Origin of the sequence: Fictibacillus sp. 5RED26 (genome assembly GCF_015903895.1) — a bacterium.
Classification (GTDB): Bacteria; Bacillota; Bacilli; order Bacillales; family Fictibacillaceae; genus Fictibacillus; species Fictibacillus phosphorivorans.
In genome coordinates, this window is record NZ_JACZDU010000001.1 from 888,774 (window position 1) to 913,586 (window position 24,813).

29 protein-coding genes are annotated in these 24,813 nt (G+C 37.5%); 20 read left to right on the plus strand and 9 right to left on the minus strand.

The annotated features are described in order from the left end of the window. Positions 1-42: 42 nt before the first annotated feature. Both IHV10_RS22930 and IHV10_RS04680 read right to left on the minus strand, forming a co-directional pair. Positions 43-714: a lytic transglycosylase domain-containing protein gene (locus IHV10_RS22930; protein ID WP_255550942.1), complete on the minus strand. Its 672-nt coding sequence runs from the start codon at positions 712-714 to the stop codon at positions 43-45. 28 nt (positions 715-742) lie between these two features. Further along, complete coding sequence (locus IHV10_RS04680; protein ID WP_197127541.1) at positions 743-1,324, minus strand: CYTH domain-containing protein; 582 nt, start codon at positions 1,322-1,324, stop codon at positions 743-745. 126 nt (positions 1,325-1,450) lie between these two features. On the opposite strand from IHV10_RS04680, the gene IHV10_RS04685 reads away from it, so the two are divergent. From IHV10_RS04685 to IHV10_RS04700, 4 genes are read left to right on the plus strand one after another with little or no spacing between them, the layout of a single operon-like run. Further along, on the plus strand, positions 1,451-1,849 hold the full coding sequence (locus tag IHV10_RS04685) for a hypothetical protein (RefSeq protein WP_197127542.1): 399 nt from the start codon (positions 1,451-1,453) through the stop codon (positions 1,847-1,849). 2 nt (positions 1,850-1,851) lie between these two features. Continuing rightward, positions 1,852-2,493, plus strand: coding sequence for a GTP pyrophosphokinase (locus tag IHV10_RS04690; protein ID WP_197128202.1), 642 nt, complete (start codon positions 1,852-1,854; stop codon positions 2,491-2,493). 14 nt (positions 2,494-2,507) lie between these two features. Continuing rightward, positions 2,508-3,302, plus strand: a complete 795-nt coding sequence (locus tag IHV10_RS04695; protein ID WP_197127543.1) for an NAD kinase — start codon at positions 2,508-2,510, stop codon at positions 3,300-3,302. Position 3,303: 1 nt separating this feature from the next. Next, the gene (locus tag IHV10_RS04700; protein ID WP_197127544.1) at positions 3,304-4,200 is read left to right on the plus strand and encodes an RluA family pseudouridine synthase; all 897 of its coding nucleotides are present in this window, start codon (positions 3,304-3,306) and stop codon (positions 4,198-4,200) included. Positions 4,201-4,260: 60 nt separating this feature from the next. On the opposite strand, the gene prpE is transcribed toward IHV10_RS04700, so the two are convergent. Next, a complete protein-coding gene (prpE, locus tag IHV10_RS04705) occupies positions 4,261-5,001 on the minus strand; it encodes a bis(5'-nucleosyl)-tetraphosphatase PrpE (protein WP_197127545.1) in 741 nt (246 codons plus the stop codon). A gap of 67 nt (positions 5,002-5,068) precedes the next feature. Continuing rightward, on the minus strand, positions 5,069-6,226 hold the full coding sequence (locus IHV10_RS04710) for an FtsW/RodA/SpoVE family cell cycle protein (RefSeq protein ID WP_197127546.1): 1,158 nt from the start codon (positions 6,224-6,226) through the stop codon (positions 5,069-5,071). Between the two features lie 149 nt (positions 6,227-6,375). On the opposite strand from IHV10_RS04710, the gene IHV10_RS04715 reads away from it, so the two are divergent. The 3 genes from IHV10_RS04715 to fabI all read left to right on the plus strand — a co-directional run bounded on the left by IHV10_RS04715 (position 6,376) and on the right by fabI (position 9,367). Continuing rightward, entirely contained in the window at positions 6,376-8,220 is a 1,845-nt protein-coding gene (locus IHV10_RS04715) for a monovalent cation:proton antiporter family protein (protein ID WP_197127547.1), read from the plus strand. A 119-nt stretch (positions 8,221-8,339) separates the two neighbouring features. Next, positions 8,340-8,486, plus strand: coding sequence for a hypothetical protein (locus IHV10_RS04720; RefSeq protein ID WP_197127548.1), 147 nt, complete (start codon positions 8,340-8,342; stop codon positions 8,484-8,486). A 101-nt stretch (positions 8,487-8,587) separates the two neighbouring features. Beyond that, entirely contained in the window at positions 8,588-9,367 is a 780-nt protein-coding gene (gene fabI / locus IHV10_RS04725; protein WP_066393169.1) for an enoyl-ACP reductase FabI, read from the plus strand. A gap of 113 nt (positions 9,368-9,480) precedes the next feature. Here fabI and IHV10_RS04730 read toward each other — a convergent pair whose 3' ends face one another. Next, positions 9,481-9,858, minus strand: a complete 378-nt coding sequence (locus IHV10_RS04730) for a hypothetical protein (RefSeq protein ID WP_197127549.1) — start codon at positions 9,856-9,858, stop codon at positions 9,481-9,483. A 275-nt stretch (positions 9,859-10,133) separates the two neighbouring features. Between IHV10_RS04730 and IHV10_RS04735 the strand changes: the two genes are divergently transcribed. The 4 genes from IHV10_RS04735 to IHV10_RS04750 are packed head-to-tail and all read left to right on the plus strand — an operon-like array spanning position 10,134 to position 12,318. Next, entirely contained in the window at positions 10,134-10,367 is a 234-nt protein-coding gene (locus tag IHV10_RS04735; RefSeq protein ID WP_197127550.1) for a hypothetical protein, read from the plus strand. Positions 10,368-10,395: 28 nt separating this feature from the next. Next, positions 10,396-10,605 carry a hypothetical protein gene (locus IHV10_RS04740; protein WP_197127551.1) on the plus strand — a complete coding sequence of 70 codons (210 nt, stop codon included), beginning with the start codon at positions 10,396-10,398 and terminating at the stop codon, positions 10,603-10,605. 60 nt (positions 10,606-10,665) lie between these two features. Further along, positions 10,666-11,598, plus strand: a complete 933-nt coding sequence (locus IHV10_RS04745; protein ID WP_197127552.1) for a glycosyltransferase — start codon at positions 10,666-10,668, stop codon at positions 11,596-11,598. After that, complete coding sequence (locus tag IHV10_RS04750; RefSeq protein WP_197127553.1) at positions 11,599-12,318, plus strand: glycosyltransferase; 720 nt, start codon at positions 11,599-11,601, stop codon at positions 12,316-12,318. Positions 12,319-12,370: 52 nt separating this feature from the next. Here the strand turns inward: IHV10_RS04750 and IHV10_RS04755 are convergent, their stop codons facing one another. Then, positions 12,371-13,429 carry a glycosyltransferase family 4 protein gene (locus tag IHV10_RS04755; RefSeq protein WP_197127554.1) on the minus strand — a complete coding sequence of 353 codons (1,059 nt, stop codon included), beginning with the start codon at positions 13,427-13,429 and terminating at the stop codon, positions 12,371-12,373. A 179-nt stretch (positions 13,430-13,608) separates the two neighbouring features. On the opposite strand from IHV10_RS04755, the gene wecB reads away from it, so the two are divergent. The 4 genes from wecB to IHV10_RS04775 are packed head-to-tail and all read left to right on the plus strand — an operon-like array spanning position 13,609 to position 17,357. Further along, positions 13,609-14,700, plus strand: a complete 1,092-nt coding sequence (wecB, locus tag IHV10_RS04760; RefSeq protein WP_197127555.1) for a non-hydrolyzing UDP-N-acetylglucosamine 2-epimerase — start codon at positions 13,609-13,611, stop codon at positions 14,698-14,700. Next, positions 14,693-15,679 carry a polysaccharide biosynthesis protein gene (locus IHV10_RS04765; protein WP_197127556.1) on the plus strand — a complete coding sequence of 329 codons (987 nt, stop codon included), beginning with the start codon at positions 14,693-14,695 and terminating at the stop codon, positions 15,677-15,679. The genes wecB and IHV10_RS04765 overlap by 8 nt, the downstream gene beginning before the upstream one ends. A gap of 5 nt (positions 15,680-15,684) precedes the next feature. Further along, positions 15,685-16,491, plus strand: a complete 807-nt coding sequence (locus IHV10_RS04770) for a dTDP-4-dehydrorhamnose reductase family protein (RefSeq protein WP_370629656.1) — start codon at positions 15,685-15,687, stop codon at positions 16,489-16,491. After that, a complete protein-coding gene (locus tag IHV10_RS04775) occupies positions 16,488-17,357 on the plus strand; it encodes an NAD-dependent epimerase/dehydratase family protein (RefSeq protein ID WP_197127558.1) in 870 nt (289 codons plus the stop codon). Before IHV10_RS04770 ends, IHV10_RS04775 begins: the two co-directional genes overlap by 4 nt. 53 nt (positions 17,358-17,410) lie before the next feature. Here the strand turns inward: IHV10_RS04775 and IHV10_RS04780 are convergent, their stop codons facing one another. Then, positions 17,411-18,739, minus strand: coding sequence for a glycosyltransferase family 2 protein (locus tag IHV10_RS04780; RefSeq protein ID WP_197127559.1), 1,329 nt, complete (start codon positions 18,737-18,739; stop codon positions 17,411-17,413). Between the two features lie 356 nt (positions 18,740-19,095). Between IHV10_RS04780 and sat the strand changes: the two genes are divergently transcribed. Together sat and cysC are read left to right on the plus strand one after the other, a co-directional pair. Then, complete coding sequence (gene sat, locus IHV10_RS04785; RefSeq protein WP_197127560.1) at positions 19,096-20,226, plus strand: sulfate adenylyltransferase; 1,131 nt, start codon at positions 19,096-19,098, stop codon at positions 20,224-20,226. A gap of 21 nt (positions 20,227-20,247) precedes the next feature. Continuing rightward, a complete protein-coding gene (cysC, locus tag IHV10_RS04790; RefSeq protein ID WP_255550949.1) occupies positions 20,248-20,853 on the plus strand; it encodes an adenylyl-sulfate kinase in 606 nt (201 codons plus the stop codon). Between the two features lie 32 nt (positions 20,854-20,885). Here cysC and IHV10_RS04795 read toward each other — a convergent pair whose 3' ends face one another. Next, positions 20,886-21,038, minus strand: coding sequence for a hypothetical protein (locus IHV10_RS04795; protein WP_153238649.1), 153 nt, complete (start codon positions 21,036-21,038; stop codon positions 20,886-20,888). Between the two features lie 50 nt (positions 21,039-21,088). Beyond that, entirely contained in the window at positions 21,089-22,063 is a 975-nt protein-coding gene (locus tag IHV10_RS04800; RefSeq protein WP_197127562.1) for a hypothetical protein, read from the minus strand. A 120-nt stretch (positions 22,064-22,183) separates the two neighbouring features. Here IHV10_RS04800 and IHV10_RS04805 point away from each other — a divergent pair, with 120 nt between their 5' ends. The 3 genes from IHV10_RS04805 (at position 22,184) to IHV10_RS04815 (ending at position 24,751) form a co-directional block, all read left to right on the plus strand. Beyond that, a complete protein-coding gene (locus tag IHV10_RS04805; RefSeq protein WP_197127563.1) occupies positions 22,184-23,302 on the plus strand; it encodes a hypothetical protein in 1,119 nt (372 codons plus the stop codon). A 135-nt stretch (positions 23,303-23,437) separates the two neighbouring features. Next, positions 23,438-24,328: a hypothetical protein gene (locus IHV10_RS04810; RefSeq protein WP_197127564.1), complete on the plus strand. Its 891-nt coding sequence runs from the start codon at positions 23,438-23,440 to the stop codon at positions 24,326-24,328. Between the two features lie 63 nt (positions 24,329-24,391). Then, a complete protein-coding gene (locus IHV10_RS04815; RefSeq protein ID WP_197127565.1) occupies positions 24,392-24,751 on the plus strand; it encodes a hypothetical protein in 360 nt (119 codons plus the stop codon). Positions 24,752-24,813: the final 62 nt, after the last annotated feature.

Sequence of the window (24,813 nt, forward strand, 5' to 3'; positions counted from 1 at the left end):
TGGAGTATGGAACCCAATAAAAAAACCCTCAGAATTTGAGGGTTATACGAGTGATTGATACGTATTCATAATTTTATTAACATAAGAAATCGTTTCTTTAAAAGGGGGAATACCATTATATTTTGCTACGTTTCCAGGACCAGCATTATAAGCGGCAAGTGCAAGTTTCTGATTGCCATCATATTTATCAAGCATCATCTTTAAATACTTTGTTCCGGCTTCCACGTTTTGTATAGGGTCGAATGGTTTAGTAACTCCTAAAGACCTTGCCGTTGCAGGCATCAGTTGCATCAGCCCTTGAGCACCTGCATGGCTTTCTGCAGTTGTTTTAAAATTAGATTCGTGTTTAATGACTGAACGAATAAGGTTAGGATCCACTTCAAATTTCCTAGCTGTGTTTTCAATCAGCTCATCTAGGTTTTTAGAAGGTATGCTTAACTTTTCACTTGAAGTCGGTAATGCTGGTGTTACTGGTAATGAGTAAGGTGTACTTGTATACGCAGTGAAAGGATGAAGCGTTTGTCCAAAGTTGGGCTTAACATTAGTTTCCAGATCACTTGTGCCTCCAACATGTGTATAGGCTTCTTGCAACAATGCTGCAAAAGGACTTGCTGATGTATTTTGCATACTAGAGAAAGAAGAAGACGAAGCATTTACATTCAACTGCTGAAGTGCTTGAATTTCCATAAGTGCCTTATATGACTGAATATTCAAGAGATATCCTCCTAAATGGAATAACGTTTTACTTATTTCTACGGCTCTCATTAAAGAATCGTGCAATTTTGCTTTCTGTATCTCTAACAGGAATCTGTTTAATAGAAAGCAATTCATTAAAAGTATTTAGTCCACTAGTATAATCGGCAGATTCGTATTCTATTTCATAGTCGATTTTACCTAAATAATGATTTTCATCTAAAACAAGAAGGCCATCTTTATACGGAAACTCAACACGAAATGTAGTGAGCTCTCCTAAATATGTAATTTTCTTTGCATCGATTTTCATTTTACTAATTTGATCAGAGACTTCTCCTGAGGGCAGCGGTTCTCCTTTTAATAATTCATCAAAAATATGCTTAGAAACATTTTGGTGGGTTTCAAGAATATGTTTGTCTAATTTTTGTTTAAGCGTTAGCGTGTTTTCATTATTTTTTGTTCGAACTCGTAAAGCACTTTTCTGGTGTTTAAGTTCAAAGTATTGGGTATCAAAATAATAGTTGGTCTGTTTATGAAAATCTTCTTGCTGAACATCAAACTCATCGATAAGTTTTAAGAATTCAAGCTGTGTTAGCAAATTCTTAAACTCAATTTCAATTTCTTGAGACACTTGGTTTATCCCCCTATAGCTATACTTAAGTTAACTTATTATCTCATAGCGATTACTGCATCTCAATTTCTTATTAAACTCCTATTTTGTGTTACACTAAACAAGAAGAAACAGGAGGTTGTTAACATGATGCCACGACGATTGAATGTGCAGTCAACTGCATGGAATGAAAATAAGCTGATTCTGCTTATTCAAAATGAATCAAACAAAGGAATTTCTGATTGGAAAGACAGTGAAAGAATGCTAGTAGATTCTGATGGGTTAGCATTCATCTATGTTCTTGAGGATGAAGAAGGATTCATTTATATCTCAATTGATAATAATCATTGGAACGAAGTGAAGAGTGCACTCCAAAAAGATGCGGTTTTCGTTGTTCAAAATGAAAAGAGAGAAGAGCTTGAACTTACTGCTTTCTCTAGAGAAATGGACTTTTTGACAGACAATATACAAGGAAATGCTAACTATGGTCAACAGATGGAAGACGAAGTGATCAAGATTTTTGGAACTGAGGAAAAAGCCCAATGAACATGGACTGGGAAGCGCTATTAATTCCGTACAAGCAAGCAGTTGATGAGCTTAAAATAAAATTTAGAGGTATGCGGGAGCAATTTGAAAAGTCAAATCAGCATTGTCCGATTGAGTTCGTTACGGGAAGAGTGAAACCCATTAAGTCAATCGTGAACAAAGCTTATCAAAAAAACATTCCCGATCAACATCTAGAAACGGAAATTCAAGATTTAGCGGGACTTAGGATCATGTGTCAGTTCACCGACGATATTACCACAGTGATTAACTTGTTACGTCAACGCAATGATTTTACTATTGTTGAAGAACGAGACTATATCACACATAAGAAGCCAAGTGGATATCGGTCGTATCATATCGTTATCGAATACCCTGTTCAAGTACTAGATGGGGAAAAAAAGATTCTTGTAGAAGTTCAAGTCCGCACACTGGCTATGAATTTTTGGGCTACAATCGAACACTCTATGAACTATAAGTATCAGGGACAAATTCCTGAAGATATCCGTCAAAGGTTGCAAAGGGCTGCAGAAGCTGCAAATAGACTAGATGAAGAGATGTCTCAAATCAAAGGGGAAATTCAAGAAGCTCAGCTTGTGTTTTTGGAACGCAATGATAAATCCAATGAAACTAATTTAGGATCATAAAGGATGGAGAGAGAATGAAATTTGCCATCGTATCAAAAGGAGATAACAAATCAAATATTTTAACGGAAAAAATCCGGGCATATTTGGAAGAATTTGAATTGGTTTATGAAGAAAAAGAACCAGAGATTGTAATAACAGTTGGTGGAGACGGTACTTTGCTTCATGCATTCCATCATTATGTGCATCGCATTGACAAGACTGCTTTTGTTGGTGTTCATACCGGTCACCTTGGCTTTTTTGCAGACTGGCTGCCTGAAGAGGTGGAAAAGCTCGTTATACATATCGCAAAAACACCTTTTCAAATTGTTGAATATCCATTACTTGAGGTTACAGTAAGATATATTGATGGTTTAGATGAAAAAAGATATCTAGCTGTTAACGAATGTACGGTGAAAAGTGTTGAAGGATCCCTCGTTATGGATGTTGAGATCAAAGGAGAAAAATTTGAAACGTTCAGAGGCGATGGTCTTTGTATTTCAACTCCTTCAGGAAGTACGGCTTACAATAAAGCATTAGGTGGAGCGATCATCCACCCGTCTCTTGCATCTATTCAATTATCAGAAATGGCTTCTATCAACAATCGTGTATTCCGAACGATAGGCTCGCCGCTTGTTCTTCCGCAGCATCATACTTGTATATTGAAACCAGTAAACGATGTAGATTTTCATATAACGATTGACCATCGATTCTTAGTTCAGAAAAAAGTGAAGTCGATACAATATCGAGTAGCTGAAGAGAAAATTCGTTTTGCTCGTTTTCGTCCTTTTCCATTCTGGAAAAGAGTTAAAGAATCATTCGTCGGAGAATAATATGAATAAATTTACAATTACATGGTATGTGCAAAATGAAGAAGCTCCCATTCTTTTACGGGAGTATTTAAAAAACAAACAGATTTCCAAAGCAGCGCTGACCGATATTAAGTTTCACGGCGGCGCTCTTTTTGTTAACAAAAAAGAAGTAACAGTCAGAACCGCTCTTAATGGTGGTGATGAGGTCACAGTAAGGTTTCCTCCAGAAACAAAAAGCTCTTCAATGGAAGCGGAAGATATACCATTAGACATTATTTTTGAAGATCAACATTTTATTGCTGTTCATAAACCAGCTGGAATGCCAACGATTCCTTCGCTTTATCAGCCAAACGGGTCTCTAGCTTCAGCCGTTTTATACTATTATCAGCAACATGATATCCCGGGTACATTTCATGCGGTAAACCGCTTAGACAAAGATACATCAGGTATTGTATTAATAGCGAAACACCGATTCGCCCATTCGCTCATGTCTAAACAGCAAAAAGATAAAGTGATAAAGAGGGAATATATTGCATTTGTTCACGGAGAGTTAAAGGATGAAAGAGGAACGGTGGATCGTCCGATCGCAAGAAATCCAGAGAGTATTATTGAAAGAATGGTAAGTGGAGATGGCCAGCGATCAATCACTCATTATGAAACAATAGATTATGTGGAAGAAACAAACTTTACCGTTGTCTCATTACGATTAGAAACAGGCAGAACACACCAAATCAGAGTACATATGTCTTCAATCGGTCACCCTCTACTTGGAGATGACTTATATGGTGGTTCATTAGAACTGATTCAACGACAGGCTTTACATAGTGAGAAAACCTCATTTATCCATCCATTTTCAGAGAAGCTCATTACGTTAAAAGCTGATTTACCTTTAGACATGAAAAATCTTTGGAATCAATGATAAATACGTGCTAAAACGTTAAAAGAGGAGTGTTGCCCATAGGCTCAGCACTCCTCTTTTTTAATCGTGAAAAGACCGAAACTTTTCAGGAACATATGGCATGGCTGACGGTACGCTAATTGTCTCCATTTCAGGATAACGAAGGGCGCTAAGCTTACCACCGAAGACGCATCCTGTATCAATATTCCACGTATTTTGAATATGACGCACTTCTTCAACAGGTGTATGTCCATAAACGATGGTGATTTTTCCAGAGTGATTTCTTGCCCAATCTCTTCTTACGGGGGTTCCATCAGGGTTTGACTTCCCTGTTATATCTCCATATAGAACGAATGTTTTTACTTTATCATGAGTTTGACCAACATAATCTTCTCGTATTCCTGCATGAGCAACGACTAACTTACCGTGATCGAGATGCAGATAAAGAGGAGCACTTTCGTAAAGGGTACAAAAATGATCTCTGACTTTTTGTCTTTCAACAGGATTGAGCGCGTTAAGTTCCGCAACAGTTGTTTCGAGTCCATGTTTAATCTGAACGTTGCGTCCTAAAAAGTATCGATACAGCTTGTTACAATGATTGCCTGGTGAGTATAGGGCTAGATCATTTTGTACAAGTTCATATACATGTTCCATTACTTTTATTGATTTTGGGCCACGATCCATCAAGTCACCTAAAAATACGAGTTTTCGGTTGTCTTTATGTACAGGAAGGTTGTTATTCCATTGATATCCCAGCTTCGTTACAAGTTCTTCGTATTCCTTAAAACATCCATGAATGTCACCGATAATATCATATTTCATGTCCATCACCTCATAAACATTAGGATACTTCAAAGTCAAAAGAAAAACACCTGATAAATATCAGGTGCTATTCAAACATATATTTAGTCGTTCTCGATCGAACGTTTAATACGAGCCCAAAGGCAATCATGTATGCGAGTATCGAACTTCCTCCATAACTGATGAAAGGTAGGGGAATACCTGTGATCGGCATAACTTGAATGTTCATTCCAATGTTCTGGAACACTTGGAAAGTAAGCATACCAATTACTCCTGCACATAAGTAACTTCCAAAAGCTTCATTGCTCTCAAGAGCGGTATTGATCATTCTGTAAACCATCAAGAAGAATAGAGAAATAACGATACTTGTTCCGAAGAAACCAAATTCTTCACCGATGATCGAGAAAATAAAATCAGTTTGAGCTTCTGGCAGATAAACAGAACCTTCTGTGAAACCTTTACCAAAAAGCATTCCGCTGCCGATCGCGAGTAGTGCGTTTCTTGTATGATATCCCGCATCTTTATGTTCATACGGTTCAAGCCAAGCGTAGAAGCGATTAAGCTGATACTGATCGAGAATATGATCCACAAAAAATTGTGGAAAGGTAAAATATATCCAAACTAGGATTGATATGAACAAGATAAAGGAAAGAATAAGGATAACAATAATTCTCCATCTAATTCCGGATACTAATAAAAGACTTCCTGTGATCGCCATAAATACAAGACTCGTACCTAGGTCAGGCTGCATAAGGACAAGTAGTGTAGGGAAACCAGCAATTAACGCAATTTTACCAAGCAATAACAGGTCTTCATGCAATGTGCGAACAATATACTTTTCATTGTGAGTAGCAATTGTATTGGCGATGGCTATAACTAGAGCCACTTTTACAAGTTCTGAAGGCTGCAAGGCGAAAGGACCAAATCTGTACCAGCTCTGCGCACCATTGATATTTGGAACGATGCTCTCAGGAGCGACTAGAATACCAAGCAGTAACAGGATACCGAACCCATATACGTACCAAGATAATTTTCTAAACTGATCAAAATCTAATACCATAACACCGACTACAGCAATTCCACCGATAACGTACCAAACGAGCTGCTTTATGACGAAGTTGCTGCCGTATTGATCCATCATCTGCGCGCTATAGATGGCAACACAGCTCGTGATGACCATTAAGAACAAAAGAAACAAAAGATTGTAATCGAGTTGCTGCCATGGTGACTTGTGGTTATTCTGCATGTGGATCGACTCCTTAAAGTAAAACAATAACATGTATTATCTTACCTAAAAATAAAGTGTTTGCAAATCATTTTGAGTATAATCGTTTGACATTTCTTTTTCTGCTTTACTATAGTAAACCAATAATATAAAGAAACGACGGAGGTTTTATGGAAGAACATGCATCGTTTACTTCATTAGTATTAGTCATTCTTACAGCATTTTTCGTTCCTATTCTGCTAAACAAATTTAGGCTGCGAGTAATACCTGTTGTTGTAGCGGAAATCATTGTAGGTATTATTCTAGGAAAGAGCGGCTTTGATGTCGTCCATTCTGACGCATGGCTTGAGATCTTATCCGTACTCGGTTTTATTTTCTTAATGTTTTTAAGTGGCCTAGAAATTGATTTTAGTATCTTTGCAGGCGAGTCCAATTCTAAGAAAAAGAAAGCAGAGAAGAAAGAACCGAATCGTATATTCGTTTCAAGCATCATTTTTCTTTTCATACTGATCCTGTCATACGGATTATCTCTTCTTTTTGTTTGGGGTGGCTTTACAGAAAGTGCGTTCTTTATGACGCTTGTTATCTCAACCATCTCACTAGGCGTAGTTGTCCCAACATTAAAAGAAGAAAAGTTATCAAAGACAACCATTGGTCAAATCATCTTATTAGTTGCGGTAATTGCTGATCTTGTAACCATGATTTTACTTGCTCTTTTTGTTTCAATGGAATCAGGAGATCCAAGCAGAATGTGGCTGTTACTTATCCTTTTTGCCGCAGGAGTTCTATTATATTTTGTCGGGAAACAAATGAGACATAGATCATTTCTCGACACGATGTCAAAAGGAACGATACAGCTAGATACACGGGCTGTCTTTACATTAATCATCGTTTTGGTCGGACTTTCTGAATCGGTTGGGGCAGAGAACATATTAGGCGCTTTCTTAGCAGGGGTTCTCGTTTCTCTCCTTTCACCCAATAAACAACTGGTTCATAAACTCGATTCTTTTGGATATGGATTTCTAATACCTATCTTTTTTGTAATGGTAGGGGTTGAACTGGATATTCGTTCGATATTTGCTGATCCTAAAGCATTAGCACTGATACCGTTATTATTGATCGCGTTGCTTATTTCTAAGTTTTTGCCTATTTTGTACCTTCGAAAGTGGTATGACTGGAAAACGGTAACGGCTGCAGGGTTCTTATTAACTTCTACACTGTCGTTGGTGATCGCTGCTGCTAAAATTGGAGAACGAATCAATGTAATTGATGCTCGAACATCATCAGCATTAATCTTAACGGCTGTTATTAGCGCAATCATTACACCTATATTCTTTAAAAAACTGTTTCCGAAAAAAGAGGAAGCGGAAGCGGGTAAAGAACAACTTGTATTTGTTGGTGCCAATCAATTTACACTGCCGTTAACGACAGAGCTTGATCAAACTCGTTTTGAATATCGACTGTATCACACGAAACAAGAAGAAAAAGACCAAAAACAACTGGATAGCTTTAAAATACAAGAGCTTGATGATTACGAAACAACAACATTAATGCAGGCAAATGTTTTTGATACAGATATTATTGTATTAGCAACAGGAAGCGATGAAACAAATGAAAACCTTGCTCTGATTGCAAAAGAGGAAGGGGTGGAACGAGTTGTTGCTCGTATTGAGAATCCACTAAAGAGGGATGCACTTAAATACAAAGGGATTGAAGTATATTCTGTTTACTTTTCTTCTCAAGTGTTACTAAAAGCGTTAATCGAAAATCCTGCGGTAGTGGATATCCTTACAACGTCAGATAATAGTCTGAATGAAATTCTTGTCGAAAACAGTGCTTACCACAGAACAGCTTTAAGAAACTTTCCTTTTCTTGGGGATAGCATTATCGTTCGTATCTACCGAGGAAAAGAGTCAATCGTTCCGCACGGTGATACCGAGATTTTATTAGGAGATAAAATGGTTGTGACGGGCAGTAAGCAACAAGTGCTGCAGATGAGACAAATATTAGGTTAATTCAAAAAGCACTGGCTTTTAAGTCAGTGCTTTTTGTTGCCTATAAAAAGATAAGTCCTAAATTACTATAAAAATGAGCATGCTAAGCGTAACGATAAAATATAGGGAGTTGAAATGATATGATGCCAGTTGTTCATTGTCCAAAATGCGGAAAAGAACATGCTCTTAATGGAGAGGTCTTAATCGCTCAATCGAATCAAAATGTGATTTATCGCTGTGATTCATGCGGTTTTGAAGTGAAAGATATTCAGACGAGTAAAGGTTAATAGTGAAAATCCTCTCTACTTCTGTTATACTAATTAGGACTTGGTACTAATAACAATTACTAATAAATAAAATGAACAGATTGATGGGGAGGAAGCTTTATATGTATCAGCTATCATTAGAAAACAAAACGTTTGTAGTAATGGGTGTTGCAAATAAGAGAAGTATTGCTTGGGGAATTGCACAATCTCTTTCAAACGCAGGTGCCCGCCTAGTATTTACATATGCAGGCGAAAGATTAGAGAAGAATGTTCGAGATCTAGCAGAGTCACTAGGAAGAAACGATTCAATCGTACTTCCATGTGATATTACGAATGATGAAGAAATTAAAAAGACTTTTGCTACATTAAAAGAAGAAGTTGGCGTAATTCATGGACTTGCTCATTGTATCGCTTTTGCGAACACAGAAGAATTAAAAGGCGAGTATTTAAACACAACTCGCGAAGGGTTCCTTCTTGCTCATAATATTTCATCGTATTCCTTGACTGCTGTAGTTAAAGAAGCTCGTCCACTAATGACAGAAGGCGGTAGCATCGTTACGCTAACGTATCTTGGAGGAGAAAGAGTAGTTTCTAACTACAACGTTATGGGTGTGGCGAAAGCATCATTAGACGCAAGTGTGAAGTATCTTGCAAGTGACGTAGGTAAAGACGGAATTCGCGTGAACGCCATTTCAGCTGGACCGATTCGTACCCTTGCTGCTAAAGGAATCGGCGACTTTAACTCTGTACTAAAAGAGATCGAAGAAAAATCACCACTTCGTAAAGCAAATACACAAGAAGAAGTAGGCGATGCTGCACTGTTCTTGATGAGTGACTTGGCTCGTGGAATCACGGGAGAAATTCTTCACGTGGATAGTGGTTATAACACAATCGCTAGATAATTAAATGATAATAAAAACCCCTTCGAAGGCTCACAATGGGCTCCGAAGGGGTTTTTTGACGTTTTACCTTGCTCTCAATGGGAAGGTAAACCGTTTGGTAATTGCAGTCTCTATTAACCTAGAGCTCCTGCGCCGTTTCCTGTAGTTTGTGGTACGCATACGATACCACAAATGCAGCGACAGTCGATTACAAACGTTTGGTTTAACGCAGTCGTTGCATCCAAGTAAGAGAATACTGCACAGCTGCTGTCGTCGTCAAAACGAACTAATGTAAAGATAGTAGGTGTAGTTTCTCCACCAAGAGAAAGAGGTGTAGAAGCACCTTTCAATACGATTAGAAGTCTTTGCTGAGCAGCCATGCTGCAGAAATTACCGTTTGTGTTTGCGATGTTGTTTAACAACTCACATACACAAGACTTGTTTCTTGACCGTGATCCACCTGCAGCTTCTCCATTTCCGCCACAGCAAGATCCTTTAAATAGGCTAGACATTAAATTGCCTCCTTATAGATTAGATACATGTACCTGAACGTTTCATCAGGGTTAATATACTATATTAAAGCAGGCTATTATTTGCATGAGACATGTACCTAGTTAATGCCCAATCTTCTATAAATAGGTTTTAGCCCTTTCTTCTAAACTTCTTAAATTTCCGCTCATATACTAGTCGATTCATCTATGCACAAGTTGTAATTTTTCATATCTATATATAAAGCTAGTACAAATTTTAGCTAGCTTGTTTTATTCCTGAAGGGAGAAAGATTTATATGGCGATTTTTGGAACACAAAACTTAAGAGCGAGATTAATTCAAAATGCAAGATTGGCTACAAATATTGATGTTATTTATGTACCATCAACACAAGTTGTGGCTGCTCCTGCTTTAGAGGCAGTTACAATTACTGAAGTACAAGCAGATTTTATTATCGTTAATGATGGTACTACAAATTACCTTGTACCAATTGACAAGATTATCACAATCCAAGACACAGCAGTAATCTAATTTAGAAAATAAGAAAGGAGTTGGAATAGTGGGATTATTATTTAGAAGCATGTTAAGAAACATGCAGGGACAGAATACAGTTATCACACAAGTGTTTACATCATGTGAAGAGACAAACCTTTTTGGAGTAACTGTCGTATCTGTACAAGAAAATTTTGTGATTTTTGCAGGTGCGGGTTCAGGTGCCGGATCTGTTTATTATATTCGTCTTAACGATATTCTTGGTATCGAAATTTAATTCAACGAAGACTTCATGTTTACATGAAGTCTTTTCAATTTATTTAGAAAGGGTTAATAGATGAGCAAGTTAAATATACTCTTTATATCAAAAAACACTAGCCAATTTATTGATAAATCAAGTCATTATTTATACCAAGAACTTCAAAAACATGTGAATGTTGAAGTGTGGAGCGAACATGCTTCTATTCAATATATTCTTTCACGTGTTCAAAGGAAACCTGATTTCATATTATTTAATGATATTCACAAAAACTATAGTCCGTTTATAAATGGACTGGAGACATTGAACGTACCATCTGGGATGATCGTTCACGATCTGCATTACAACCCAAAATTACGTGAGAGGATTATGAAATTAAGTTGTATTAAAGTTTTATTTCCTCATTATAAAGAAGCTTTTATCCAAACTTTTCCTTCACTATCAGATAAGGTACATTGGTTCCCTCATCATGTGAACGAAAATGTTTTCAAAGATTACCAGATTACAAAAGAAACAGACGTTTTAATGGTAGGTGCAAACTATCCGCATCTTTATCCTCTTAGAGCCAAGATCATGCAAGAGATGCAAACTTTTAGTGGTTTTAAAACCTTCAAGCATCCAGGATATCGTGATATAAAAGCGCATGAGAAAGAAATTATCTCAGGCGCAGAATATGCAAAAGAAATGAATGCTGCCAAGTTATTTATTACATGTGATTCGATCTATCAATATCCACTTTTGAAGTATTTCGAAGTATTAGCCTCAAATACATTGTTGCTAGCTCCAGGTTCACCAGAATTAAATGAACTTGGATTTATTGATGGTCAAACATTCGTACAAATTGATCTCAATAATTATAAAGAAAAGATAACTTATTACCTTGCTAACGAAATAGAACGGAATGTTATCGCTAGACAAGGATATGAGATGGTTCACGAGAGACATACCTCAAGCAAAAGAGCTCTTGAAATGATACACAAAATACAAACAATTATTGAAAGGAAACTTTGAATGGATAAAGTATCTATTATTATCCCATTTTACAACTGTACTTATGTCACACACGCCATACAAAGTGCGTTGAATCAAACGTACAAACATATTGAAATTATTGTCGTAAATGATGGATCGTTTCAACATAACGAGAAATTAGAACCTTATAGAGATCAGGTAACGATTCTCTCAAAACCAAACGGTGGAACGGCAAGTGCATTGAATACAGGCATTAAAGCTGCAAGTGGTGACTTTATTTGCTGGCTAAGTTCTGATGACATGTTTCTTCCAAACAAAGTAGAACGTCAGGTTGCTTTTATGAATGAAGTAGGCGCGCTGATAAGCAGTACGAACTTCAGACTTATGAATGAGGATAATGTTCTTACAAGTTCAACACTCGGTTTCGATAACACTGATTATTTGGCATTTCTAAAAGTTATGAGAAGAAGCTGTGTGATCAATGGATGTACAGTTATGATGGATAAAAAACTCATTCAGCAAATAGGATACTTTGATGAAGAGCTTCCGAGTACGCAAGATTATGATTATTGGTTACGAGTAATCTGTTCGGACATCCTATTTTTTCACTACAATCAGCCGTTAACCCATTATCGCGTGCACAGTGAAATGGGTTCACAGGTACGTAAACCGTCGATAGGAAAAGAAGTTAAGCTTGTCTCTAAAAGATATAAAAGAATGATGACTCAACAGATCGTTAAACGAATTAAAGGCACATAAAAAAGCCCTCTTTAGGAGCTTTTTTTGTGAACAAACTTAGGATATCTGTATTTTATTTTAAAATATTCATAAATTCTTGGGCATACGTATCCAGGTTAAATACATCTAAGTGATTGTATGCTTGATCTATAATACTAGAACGTAACACCACATTGTTAACCAGTTCTAATGCTTCCGGAACAGCCGTTTCAATTCTAGCATTCGTGTAAAATTTACCAGTTTGATTATGAGCGATGAATGCTTTTACACCATCTGAATCAGAAGAGAGAACAGGGCATCTGCAGCTCATCGCCTCAATGACTGCGTACCCGAATCCTTCTACTTTAGAAGTCGATAATAAGAATCCTCCAGAATCCCCGATCATGGAAAAGTAGTTGGCCATCTGTTTATGAGGGATGTTGGCATGCAGCTTTAATGAAGTGCTTAACCCCATCTGAGTCACCAGTCTATTAAATTTCATCCGCTCCTTTTGATCGCCTAGTGTATCGTCTATGAACATCCAAAATTGAGTGTCAGGTCTATGCTTTAAGAAGCGAAAGGAAAACTCTAAATAATCTTTCCAATTTTTATTCTCTTCAATTCTCCCAACCCAGCCAACGATCGGAAAGCTCGGTTTTTCCATTGAAACATAACAAAATTCATCTTTATCAAAACAATTATGAAAGCAATATTTAGGTGTGGAAGGATAGTAGGCTTGAATCAAGTTGATTAGATGAGGTGTATTAGGAAAAAGGATTCCGTTAGAATATGTTTCCACGTTCGGCTTTGCCTGAAGCAAAATTTTTTCAGCGTTTTGGTAACTACCTAACCCTTGCACCTCATATATAAGTTTACCTGTAAACCCAAGCTTTCTTATACGGTGAAGTAAGTTAATGTCTGAGCAAACGAAGATGGCATCAAAATCATCCATTATTATTCTTTTAATCTCTTCATCATTATTTGTGATATAAGTAGTAATCTCAGAAATGTTTTGCATGCCTGTACCATTCTGAAGGTAGAGAAGATGACAGTCGATGCCGTGGTTCTTAAGGGCTTTACAGCGTTGACGGTTCAATGTTTCCATGCCGCCGCTAGGTAAATAAAAAACAAACAAAATTTTAGCTGTGATCATACGGTAGCTCCTTTTAAATTCTATAAGCCATTGTATGAATTCATAGAAAAGATGTTCTAAACACTCACTCTGAAGGGGTGCCTTTTTTTGTTTGTACAGGGTAGGGGTCTAGTCCACATTGGGAATACAATCATAGTTTAATATAAAGTTTTAATTTTAATTATGGAAGGAGAGTTTCATTGAAAATAGTAACTATTCTTGGAACACGTCCTGAGATCATACGGCTGAGTTTGATCATCAAAAAACTAGATCAATTAGCAGATCAACATGTTTTGATTCACACAGGTCAAAACTTCACACCTTCATTAAATGACGTGTTTTTCCAAGAGTTTCAACTTAGAAAGCCAGACTATATTTTAATGAGACAACAATTTTCTTTCGGAAATCAAATTGCACATCTGTTTTCAGAGCTAGAGAAAATATTGCTACACGAGAAGCCGGATAAAGTTTTGGTCCTAGGTGATACGAACAGTGCTCTTTCTTCTATTGTTACAGAAAGGTTAAACATACCAGTTGTGCATATGGAAGCGGGTAACAGATGTTTTGACCTAAATGTACCAGAAGAGAAAAACAGAAAAGTAATTGACGCCATCTCTACCTTTAATCTGCCATATACCAAATACAGCAGAGAGAACTTAATAAGAGAAGGTGTTCCTGTTAACCGAATCATGGTTTCAGGTAACCCGATCTATGAAGTGTTAACTCAATTTGCAGAACAGATTGATAATAGCAGAATTCTAGAAAAATTAAATGTTTCAAAAGGAAAGTATATGTTAGTCACAGCCCATCGTGCTGAGAACGTGGACAATCACGTTCATTTAAAAGAGATTTTAACAGGTTTAAATTTAGTTGCAGAACATTTTAAAATGCCGATCATCTGCTCTATTCACCCACGCACAAAATCAAGGATTCTAGAAAGCAGCACGGTACAGATGAACCCATTCGTACAATTTCATGAACCATTTGGATTCTTTGACTTTGTAAAGTTAGAAAAGCACGCATTTTGTGCACTAACAGATAGTGGGACCGTTCAAGAGGAATGTTGTTTATTCCAAGTGCCGACTGTAACGATGAGAAATAGTACCGAGCGGCCAGAAACCGTTGAGTGTGGCAGCAATTGTGTTTCAGGTGTTTCAGCCACACAAATTTTAGCTTCAGTAAAAGTAATGACAAATCAGAAGAAGCAATGGTCCATTCCCGAAGGCTATGGAGATTTAGATGTTTCAGATCGAGTCGTAAAGTTTATTTTAGGAGGAAATAGTATTGTTTAATAAAAGAATTTTAATTACGGGGGGCACGGGATCTTGGGGTCATGAGCTAGTCAAACAGCTTCTGCCAAAAGAACCGAAAGAAATAATCGTTCTCTCGCGTAATGAAGCAAGTCAAGTAGCTATGCAAAGACAGTTTGATTATAATCCCAAGCTTACCTTTATGATTGGTGATATCAGAGATAAAGATTCCTTAATGAGAGCGAGCGAAGGCATCGATTATATCTATCATCTTGCAGCATTAAAGCATGTACCCATCTGTGAGCTCCAACCTTATGAAGCATTGAAAAGCAATATTCAAGGAACACAAAACGTAATCGAAACAGCCATTCATCATAAGGTGACGAAAGTGATCTATATTTCAACTGACAAAGCAGCGAACCCTTCTAATCTTTACGGAATGACGAAAGCGATCGGTGAAAAGTTAATCATTCATGCAAACCTATTAAGTAAGCATACACGATTTGTCTGCGTAAGAGGCGGTAATGTTTTAGGCACAAATGGTAGTGTTATTCACGTGTTTAAAAGTCAGATTAAGAATAAAGGTCAAGTAGGTATAACTGATTTTGAGATGACGCGGTTCTTCTTAACTTTAGAAGAAGCGATCAGTCTATTATTTAAAGCCACTTATGAGAGTGTAGGCGGTGAGATCTTTGTTATGAAGATGCCTACGTGCAAGATTACAGATCTAGCACAAGTTCTTATTGATGCTTCAGGAGAAAAAGGGGTAAAGATGATCGAACTTGGAAAACGTCCAGGAGAGAAGCTTCATGAAATCCTATTATCTGAATATGAAAGTACAACGACAGTCCTTTTTGATAATGAATACTTTGTAATTCTACCTACTATTGATATAGATGGATTGAATGAACACTATGCATCTTTCGATAAAGTAGAGCTTGAAAGCTATAGTTCTGAGACGGATTTAATGACGAAAAAAGAGATTCATCAGATGCTCGTTGAAGGTGGATTTCTGTCTTGAAGATCATGATTTTAGGGGCGAATGGGATGGCTGGTCATATGATCGCCTCCTATTTCAAAACAAAGACAACACATGAGCTCCTTCTGACTTCTAGAGATGGAACGGAGGGCCATATCCTGCTGGATGCAACGAATTTAACGCAGATTGCAGAAGTTGTTCAGCATCATAAACCAGATCTTATTATTAATGGCATCGGTCTATTAAACGAATATGCTGCCATCCATCAAAGAGACGCAATCCTTGTAAACAGCTTACTTCCACACGAATTAGCTAAACAACTCAATGGATATGGAGGCAAGTTGATCCACATTAGTACAGATTGCGTGTTTAGTGGACATCAAGGTAATTACAATGAAGAATCGGTACCAGATGGATTATCGATGTATGCTAAAACTAAACAGCTTGGAGAAATAAAAACAGAACCTCATCTAACGATTCGAACATCTATTATTGGTCCTGAGTTAAAAAATGGTATCGGCCTTTTTAATTGGTTTATTCAGCAAAAGGGAATCATTAAAGGTTTTACTCATGTGAAATGGAACGGTGTTACAACATTAGAACTTGCTAAATTTATTGATCATACCACCACTAATCCAATAACAGGTCTTTATCATTTAACCGCTCCAGAAGTTCTTTCAAAGTATGAACTTTTAAAGATTATCAAGGATATCTATCAGAAGGATGACGTTGATATTATCCCGCATACCGAGCCACGATTAGATCGAACACTCTTTAACACAAGGACAGATTCTACATTTAAGGTCGCATCTTATGAAAAACAGGTACAAGATTTAAAAGATTGGTCGAAATGAAAAAAAAGATCGTAATAACAGGTGCAACAGGATTTACAGGGCTTCATGCTTGTCAGTACTTTGTGGATAAAGGATATGAAGTAATAGGCATTTCAAGAAGTTCCTTTTCTATTTTGAAGGTGCATGCAGAAACATGTGATCTTTTAAACAAAGCAAGTATTTCGGAAATTCTAAACAAGCATAAACCTAACTTCTGCCTTCATTTGGCAGGTGTGAATTCTGTACCTCATTCATGGGAAGACCCTATCTCGACAATTGAAGCAAATGTTCTAGGAACACTTTATTTACTTGAAGCTATTCGTTCATCAGTCCCATCGTGCCGAACAGTAATTGTTACCTCAGCACTTTCGGGAAAGGATCATCCGTATGGAGTGAGTAAACAGCTTCAACAAAACCTAGTGATGAACTGGACGCATCTGTTTGATCTTCAAGTTATGGTAGCAAAACCATGTAATTTAATCGGACCAGGCACATCACCTGGTTTCGTTTCTTTTTTAGCAAAGCGTATTATCCACATGGAGAATACTGGTGATGTAAGTGCTATTAATATCAGTCATCTTGGAAACAAGCGAGAGTTCTTAGATGTAAGAGATGCGATATCTGCTTATGAAGTTCTGTTGAAGAAAGGCCATCATAATAAGACCTACGAAATAGGATCAGGAAAGATGACAACACTGTTAGAGATAGCTGATATCTTTCAAACGTTTACGAAAGAAAAACTGACTTTGTTAGAGACAGCCGCTTCTCCAGAAAAAAGTCCCAATGTCATGGATTCAAAACTCTTACAAGAACTCCATTGGCAGAAAAAATACCCATTAGAAATTTCGATACAGCAAACTCTTACATTTTACAGATCAATCAGGTAATGTAACAAGTTAATACACTAAAAAAGCGTCCCTCATTCATGGGGACGCTCTATTTATTTCATTCGCTTATGGTATAGAGCCATATTCATCCAATGTGTATTTCCAGGCTTAATATGCTGGCTATAAAAGTGAGTCTCAACTTGATTGTTTGAGACGCCACTCAAACTTTTATGAAGAGATCTTAATCGATACAAAACGGCGTATGGTTGAATGGTTTTGTTTAACGAGGATTTAACATACCGAGTCCCTCTTATAATTGGTCCTGAAGTCAAACGTCCTCGACGGTCGTACCAAATTTTATGATTCGTTACCAACAGATCTGTTTCTGACGGTAAGGATTCCATTTTTAACACCATCTGCTCTAGCGCTTGTGGATCAAGCCAGTCTTCACCTGTCATAAAAAGAACATACTCTCCGATGCAATAATCAAGAGCAATTTCAATGGTTTCCGCTTTTCCGCGATGATTTAGCAACAATGGAATCATTCTAAAGTCGTGTGTTCGATGAATTGAATCAGGAGTAAAATCGGTCGAACCATCATCCACAATAACAATCTGAAAATCGCTCAACGTTTGTTGAAGAATGCTGTTCAATGCAAGATCGATTGTTTTTACATGATTGTGTGAATAGAGGACAACACTTACTTTTGGTAGCTTTCCGATACTTTTTTGTATATCGATACTGCTAGCCATACTTTCCATCGTCAGCTGTTCGGGTGGGATGTTTGTTGTAAGTGCAAATCGTCCATTAAAACGATATTCCATAATATATTCCCGGAGCAGTACAAAATCGCCATGCTGAAGCAAACGAATCCAAAAATCATGGTCTTGTACGTTAGGGAAATCTACCCGATAGCCTCCAGCTTTTGCAAAAGCTTCACTCGTAAACATGAAAGATGCTCCAATAAAACAATTCTGGAATATCTCTTCTCGTTTCCTCGTCATAAAATGCTCAACATATTCGTACCATGCTTTTGTATAAGTGATCGGTGTACCATGTTGATCAATCCGCCTATAAAATGAATACACCAATACGGTTTCCTTTGAGGCTTGATCCATCGTATCGACTAACCGCTCTAAAAAGTTTGGATCATGTCTGTTATCACTCGAGATCCATGTCAGATAAGGACAATCTTTAACAAGTTCAAAGCCCTCATTTAAAGTAGGAGAAATTCCAAGATTCACCTTTCGATCAACGATCTCATATGGAATGGTTAAAAGTTTACTAGCTTCTTTTATTGCGGTGACCGTTTCATCATTAGGTCCATCAAGAACGATTACAAGTTTATAATCACGAAAAGTTTGTCTTTCCATCGATTGTATACATTCAAAAATATACTCCCTTTCCTGGTGATATACGGGGAGTACTACGCCTACTTTCACTAAAGTTCCTCCTAAGTTCAATTTCTCTATGATTGATAATGTCATAGTGCGATACAAGTATTCTATTCATTTATACAAGAATGGGACTGGTTATTTTGGTAAAAAAATTTTCTGTTTAGACTGCTTCTTAAATAAATGCTGTCTACATGCTGAAGTGCTCTTGAATGTAGTTGCTTTCCGTTTCAGGAGTCTCGCACCTTACACGTCAATCAACTTATCAGGGAAGTAAAAAAATTAAGGCGGTATTGAGAAATTTCATTTGCAGTGTAAATGATTTTACTCACAGAACTTGTCTAACCTTCATACACTAGTAATGATTAGCAATGGCTAATGAATGAATAGTTGAGGTGAAATCGATGCTCCTTCTTCCTCATGGTGGAAGTTTAGTCAATCGACAGTTTACTAACGTCGATTACAATCAAAACCTAATTAAAATTGAATTAGATCCAATCAGTTTATCTGATTTAGAATGTCTTGCTAACGGTGCATTTAGTCCTCTTGATTCTTTTATGAACAAAGCGGAATACGAAGCTGTAGTACGTCATATGAGGCTAACTAACGGACTTCCTTGGAGTGTTCCAATAACGTTACCTGTTACTGAAGACAAAGCTAAACAATTAAAAAAACAACATGAAGCTTTACTGAAATATGAAGATACGATATATGGAAAAATAGAAATCACAGATATCTTTAAACCTGACAAACTTCTAGAAGTGAGGCATGTCTATCGTACGGAGGATCAAACGCATCCAGGGGTACGCAATGTGATGAATAGAGGAAGCTGGTACGTAGGGGGAAGAGTTACTTTGGTGAACAAACCTCCTCGAAAAGTTGGTTCATCTTATTATTTAGATCCTAAAGAGACAAGGGAACAATTTAATAAGAATGGTTGGGAAAAGATCGTTGGTTTCCAAACGAGAAATCCCATTCATCGTGCACACGAATATTTACAAAAAACAGCACTTGAACAGATGGACGGGCTCTTATTACATCCTTTAGTAGGGGAGACAAAACAGGATGACATACCTGCAGAAGTTAGGATGGAGTCTTATGAAACGCTTCTCCAACATTATTACCCGAAAAATCGTGTCCTGTTGAGTGCGTTTCCTGGATCGATGAGATATGCGGGTCCACGTGAGGCGATCTTTCATTCCATCATAAGAAAGAATTATGGATGCAGCCACATTATAATAGGAAGAGATCATGCTGGTGTCGGAAATTTTTATGGTCCTTATGATGCGCAGCATATTTTTGCAGAGTTTGATCTGGAGGAGATAGGAATAACACCTATCTTCTTCGAGAATAGTTTTTATTGCACGAAATGTGGAGCTATGGCCACGATTAAAACGTGTCCACATGACGAAATGGACAGACTTACTTTATCAGGAACGAAAGTAAGAGAAATGCTAAAAAATAACGAGCCGATTCCAACTAATTTTAGCAGGAGTGAAGTCATTTCAATATTACGCGATTATTATGCTAAATAAAAAGGTATGGAGGCTAAAGATTTGAGTCAAGAAGATAAGAATATAACATGGCAACAGCATAATGTGACCAAGGAAATGAGACAGAAACTTCATGGTCATAAGAGCTTTGTGCTTTGGTTTACAGGTCTATCGGGTTCTGGAAAATCAACGATAGCTTCCGAAGTTGAGAAAATGTTATACCAAAGACAGTACAGCACCATGTTGCTTGATGGAGATAATGTAAGACACGGATTAAATCGAGATCTAACTTTCTCAAAAGAAGCAAGAACAGAAAACATCAGAAGAGTCGGAGAAGTTACAAAGTTATTTGTAGAAGGCGGATCGATTGTTTTAGTTGCAGCTATTTCTCCTATTGCTGCAGATCGAGATGCTGTTAGAAGTTTGTTGTCGAGAGAAGAGTTTGTTGAAGTCTATATAGATTGCAGTCTTATAGAATGTGAGAAACGAGATCCAAAAGGGCTATATAAGAAGGTAAGAGAAGGATTGATTACTAATTTTACGGGTATCTCAGATCCTTATGAAGCACCAGTTTCTCCTGAAATTACTGTAAAAACAGATCACCTGGAAGTAAAAGAATGTGCCGAACAAATCATAAAATATTTGGAGGCAAATCAATATATTTCTTAAAGGCAAAAGCTGCACCCTAGGGTGACAGCTTTTTAGTTAGATTTATTAGGTTTCCATGTTACTTTGCCGCAAGAACTGCAGCCTTTTTTTACAGGGGGGTTAATTAGAGATTGGTTCTTCCCTGCATTGTTCAGTTTCTTTGTTTTGATCTCAGCATAAAGCTTTTGTAAATCCTCTTTATTCACTTCTAATCTCTCCTCTTAATTAAATATCTTGGCGCAATGCCATTATATTCTCAATCTGAGGACGGGGTGTTCTTATTTGGTTGAAATGGACGAATGACTGAAGTTCTCTTTGATTCAGCAGTATTCTTATTAAAAGGTTGGATCGTTTTTTCAGTAGGACTGTTTGATTTAAAAGGACTGATTGGACTTGCATTTCTTGATAAAACCTTACTTTGCTCATAGGGTTTTGGAATCTGGTTGGTGATGAGCGAACCAGCAGATGAAAAGGGTCGAATTTGGGGAACAGTCGCTTTAGGTGCATCTAATCTTCTATTAACAGGCTTCTGTTCATTTGCCTCATAAAAAAGATCTTCCCTCTTGTTTTGTACAGGAGAAGAAGGGGAGGACTTTAGCTTAACTTCTACATTTGGTCTTTCTTCAATTTCGTCTACTAACGGGATTTGAGCGGCTGCAAAATAAGGATTAATAGGCTTTAAGATTTTATTCGCGCAAGAAAAGAAAGTTGATTCTGAAACGGAAGAAAGAGATTCAAAAGAAACACGCAGAAAGGTTTGAATGACTAAATAACTGATCCACTCTACAACTTTACCTTCATAAGAAGGCTGCACGGCTAAGAAGAGAGGTCCGTCTTTTCTTTTTAATGTGATACCTTTATGAATGCCAGCTTGAACGGGTAACCTGAAAGTGGGAGAAGGGTTCAAGTAATATAATTGTTTCTCAGGTGTATTCAGAGCAAGTGGCATTGGATGACCACTATGGAAATCTACATAAAAACGATGGTCACATTTCACATGATCATCTGTTGTCACTCTGATTCCTGTATGGCTTAAAAGCTGATCTAGTTCTTTAACTTTCTTTTGTGGTAGCCCTTGGATACCAAACATAAATGTAGAAAGAGCTCCTGAAATTGTTTCTCCGTCATCAGAGATCTGCAATCCCCAATAAGGCAATAAAAGACATAAAGCCTCATATTCTATGGATGATAACTCACACACTTTCTGATTTTGATACGAGATTGGTCTCATGATAGCTTCCTCCTTAACGCTTATCTATAAAAATAGGCTTTCGTTCTTGTGTCATAACCCACTCTATTTCCATAGTATGTATGGAATCTTCAGATCATGATGAGGAAAGGAAGGGAAACAATGGGAAATAATCATAAACACTTGCAGGATGAGTGTATCCGCGTTCAGAAAGTTTACGACTGGGTGACTGATACACTAAACGTAAGAAAGACCGTTTCTTTTACTCCTGAACAAATCGCAGCTATAGAAGAAGCATTGGATGATCCTTCACGCCGACCGTTAAGATTGGTTACGAAAGTACCTAAAACTCCTCCAGCATTCCCGCTAACAGGTGAAACAACTGAAGCGGCAGCATGCCCTGAACTATATCTATGCGAGCAAGTTGGAGATAAGAGAGATGTTACAGTAGCGCTTAACGGAGGTTTTGCTGAAGCACAGCTTGTAGAGCTACTCTTTACAACAGATATCAAAGTTCAAGTTGTAGACCGTAACGGAGCAATCGTTGTAGAACAGTTGGTTAATGCATCAGTATTTGAATCTTTCGTCTTGTGTTATCCAGATGGAACTGACTTATACTGCCGAATCACTAAAATCTTTGCCCGCATCCCAACAGGGACTGTGTTGTTGAATAGTCCATCACCAACTTCATTCGTTGTAGACATTACATTCTGCGTTGATATCCAAGTTGAAGCAGAAGTTAAACTAGAGGTATTGGCGAAGTTCTGCTCGCCTCGTGAAAATGACCTAAATGCAGAGGAAAGCGAGGGAGAAATGTGTCCAGAGGTAGTGTTCCCACAACAATGCCCGGACATATATCCCAGGCCAGGCTGCCTGTGTAGATCACGAGGAACTGCTAGCGGATTAACGTGTGAAGAGGATGGAGCAACAGAAACTGGCAGGGCAACGATTTCCGTTGAAATCTGTCCGAATTACAACCTGTCAGGAAGCAGATTCCAATTATCTCTAAACGATACAGGATATACAGCTACAGAATTCACACAAGAAACACTTAGCTGTGATGAGTATGCTGGTGGACTAAGATTGACTGTTTCAGGAAGAGGAATAATGGACGCTTCAGGAGAACAGTATCAGTTTAACCTGGCTATTGTTGAGACAGAGCATGGAAATCAATTTGAGGTAGAACTTATTGACAGAGCAGGAACTAAAGTATTTACTACAGGTGTTGTAAAAGCAGATTCTGGAGAAATCGCTATAGAAAACTGCCTTCAACACCAATAATTAAGGGATCTGAAGAACAGAAAGACCTGAGGCGATTTGCCTGCAGGTCTTTCTTGTTTATGAAAAAAAGGTGAACGAATAATTGTAGCTTACATACAATAGGGAAAGAGCCTAATTATGCAGGGGGGAAGATGCATGGGGACGAAGGATAAATTAAGTTATGAGCGGCTCGTTTCTAGGGTGGACTATTACAAGGACAAAGCACTTGATCTTGAGAAAAAGCTCGTCTTTGCTGAAGAAACCATTGAACGACTCGAAAATGAGACGAACAATGATCGATCGCTTAAAATAATAGAAGAGAATGAAAAAGAACTTCAAGGACTAAGAAAACAAGTCGAAGAACTCACAAGGAAATTAAAACGGCTAGAAGAGCATGAGATGGAAAAGAGGATGCAGAGTTACGAAGAATTGTTGAAGAGCATACAAGATGAAATGAATGATAAAGACCAACAGATCGATCTGTATCAACAGCGCATAAAAAGTATGGAAAAGCGAATCAACATTAATCGCACTTCTGAACCGGTTTTTGAAGAGCTTGATTCAGATAATAGTAAATCAGAACCACAGAAAAAAGAAGGCTTGAATAGTGCATGTTATTTCGACTATTCGGTAATTTTCACAAAAGATAAGAAGGGCTTTATTAGAGGTTCTTTTTTTATCGAAAACACTGGAACAGAAACGTTGGAGAATCCTTATATTTGTTTCAGATTCCAACCTGCTGAAGCTTGTTCATTAAAAGGAAAAATTATATCGTTGATCGCGTCACCCTCACAGGAAGAGATGACGCAGTCTATTTGGATGTATATGGATAATGAGTGGGCGGAAAAAGCAAAAGAACGGGGAGAGATGTGGATCTGTCCACTACGTGAAACCACATTTAAAAGTGGTGACAAACTCTCTTTGGATGATTTCCAGATTCCATTTAAGAGTGGTATTGATGAAAACATTACGGTAGAAGCGTTCGTTTATTTTCATAAACAAAACTATCGAACAAAAGCAGTTAATCATATAGCTATTAATTTTTAGTGAGACAGCCTATAACCAACTCGTCAGACTTGCATATGATGTACTATACGAGGAGGTTGTAACATGGAAGATTGTTATTATTGTAAAAGGAAGAAGAAGCATAAAAAACATAAGAAGGTTTATGCTGATAAAGTAATCATTAAAGCAGATAAAGTTATTATTCATGAAAAGAAGGTAGAGTGCGAATCAAGCTCTAGCAAATGGGAGTCTAGTCATAAACATGAGTCTAGCCACAAACATGAGTCATCTTCTAAACATGAATCTAGTCATAAACATGAATCTAGCCATAAACATGAATCTAGCCATAAACATGAATCTAGCTCAAAGCATGAATCTTCTTCAAAACATGAATCTTCTTCTAGCTCAAGCTCAAGTTCCAGCTCAAGCTCAAGCAATAGCTGCCACTATGATCCTTGGGTGTAAGCAATCCAAATGTTTCTTTAGAGTACTCTCAACAGAGTGCTCTTTTTTTTAGTATTACACTT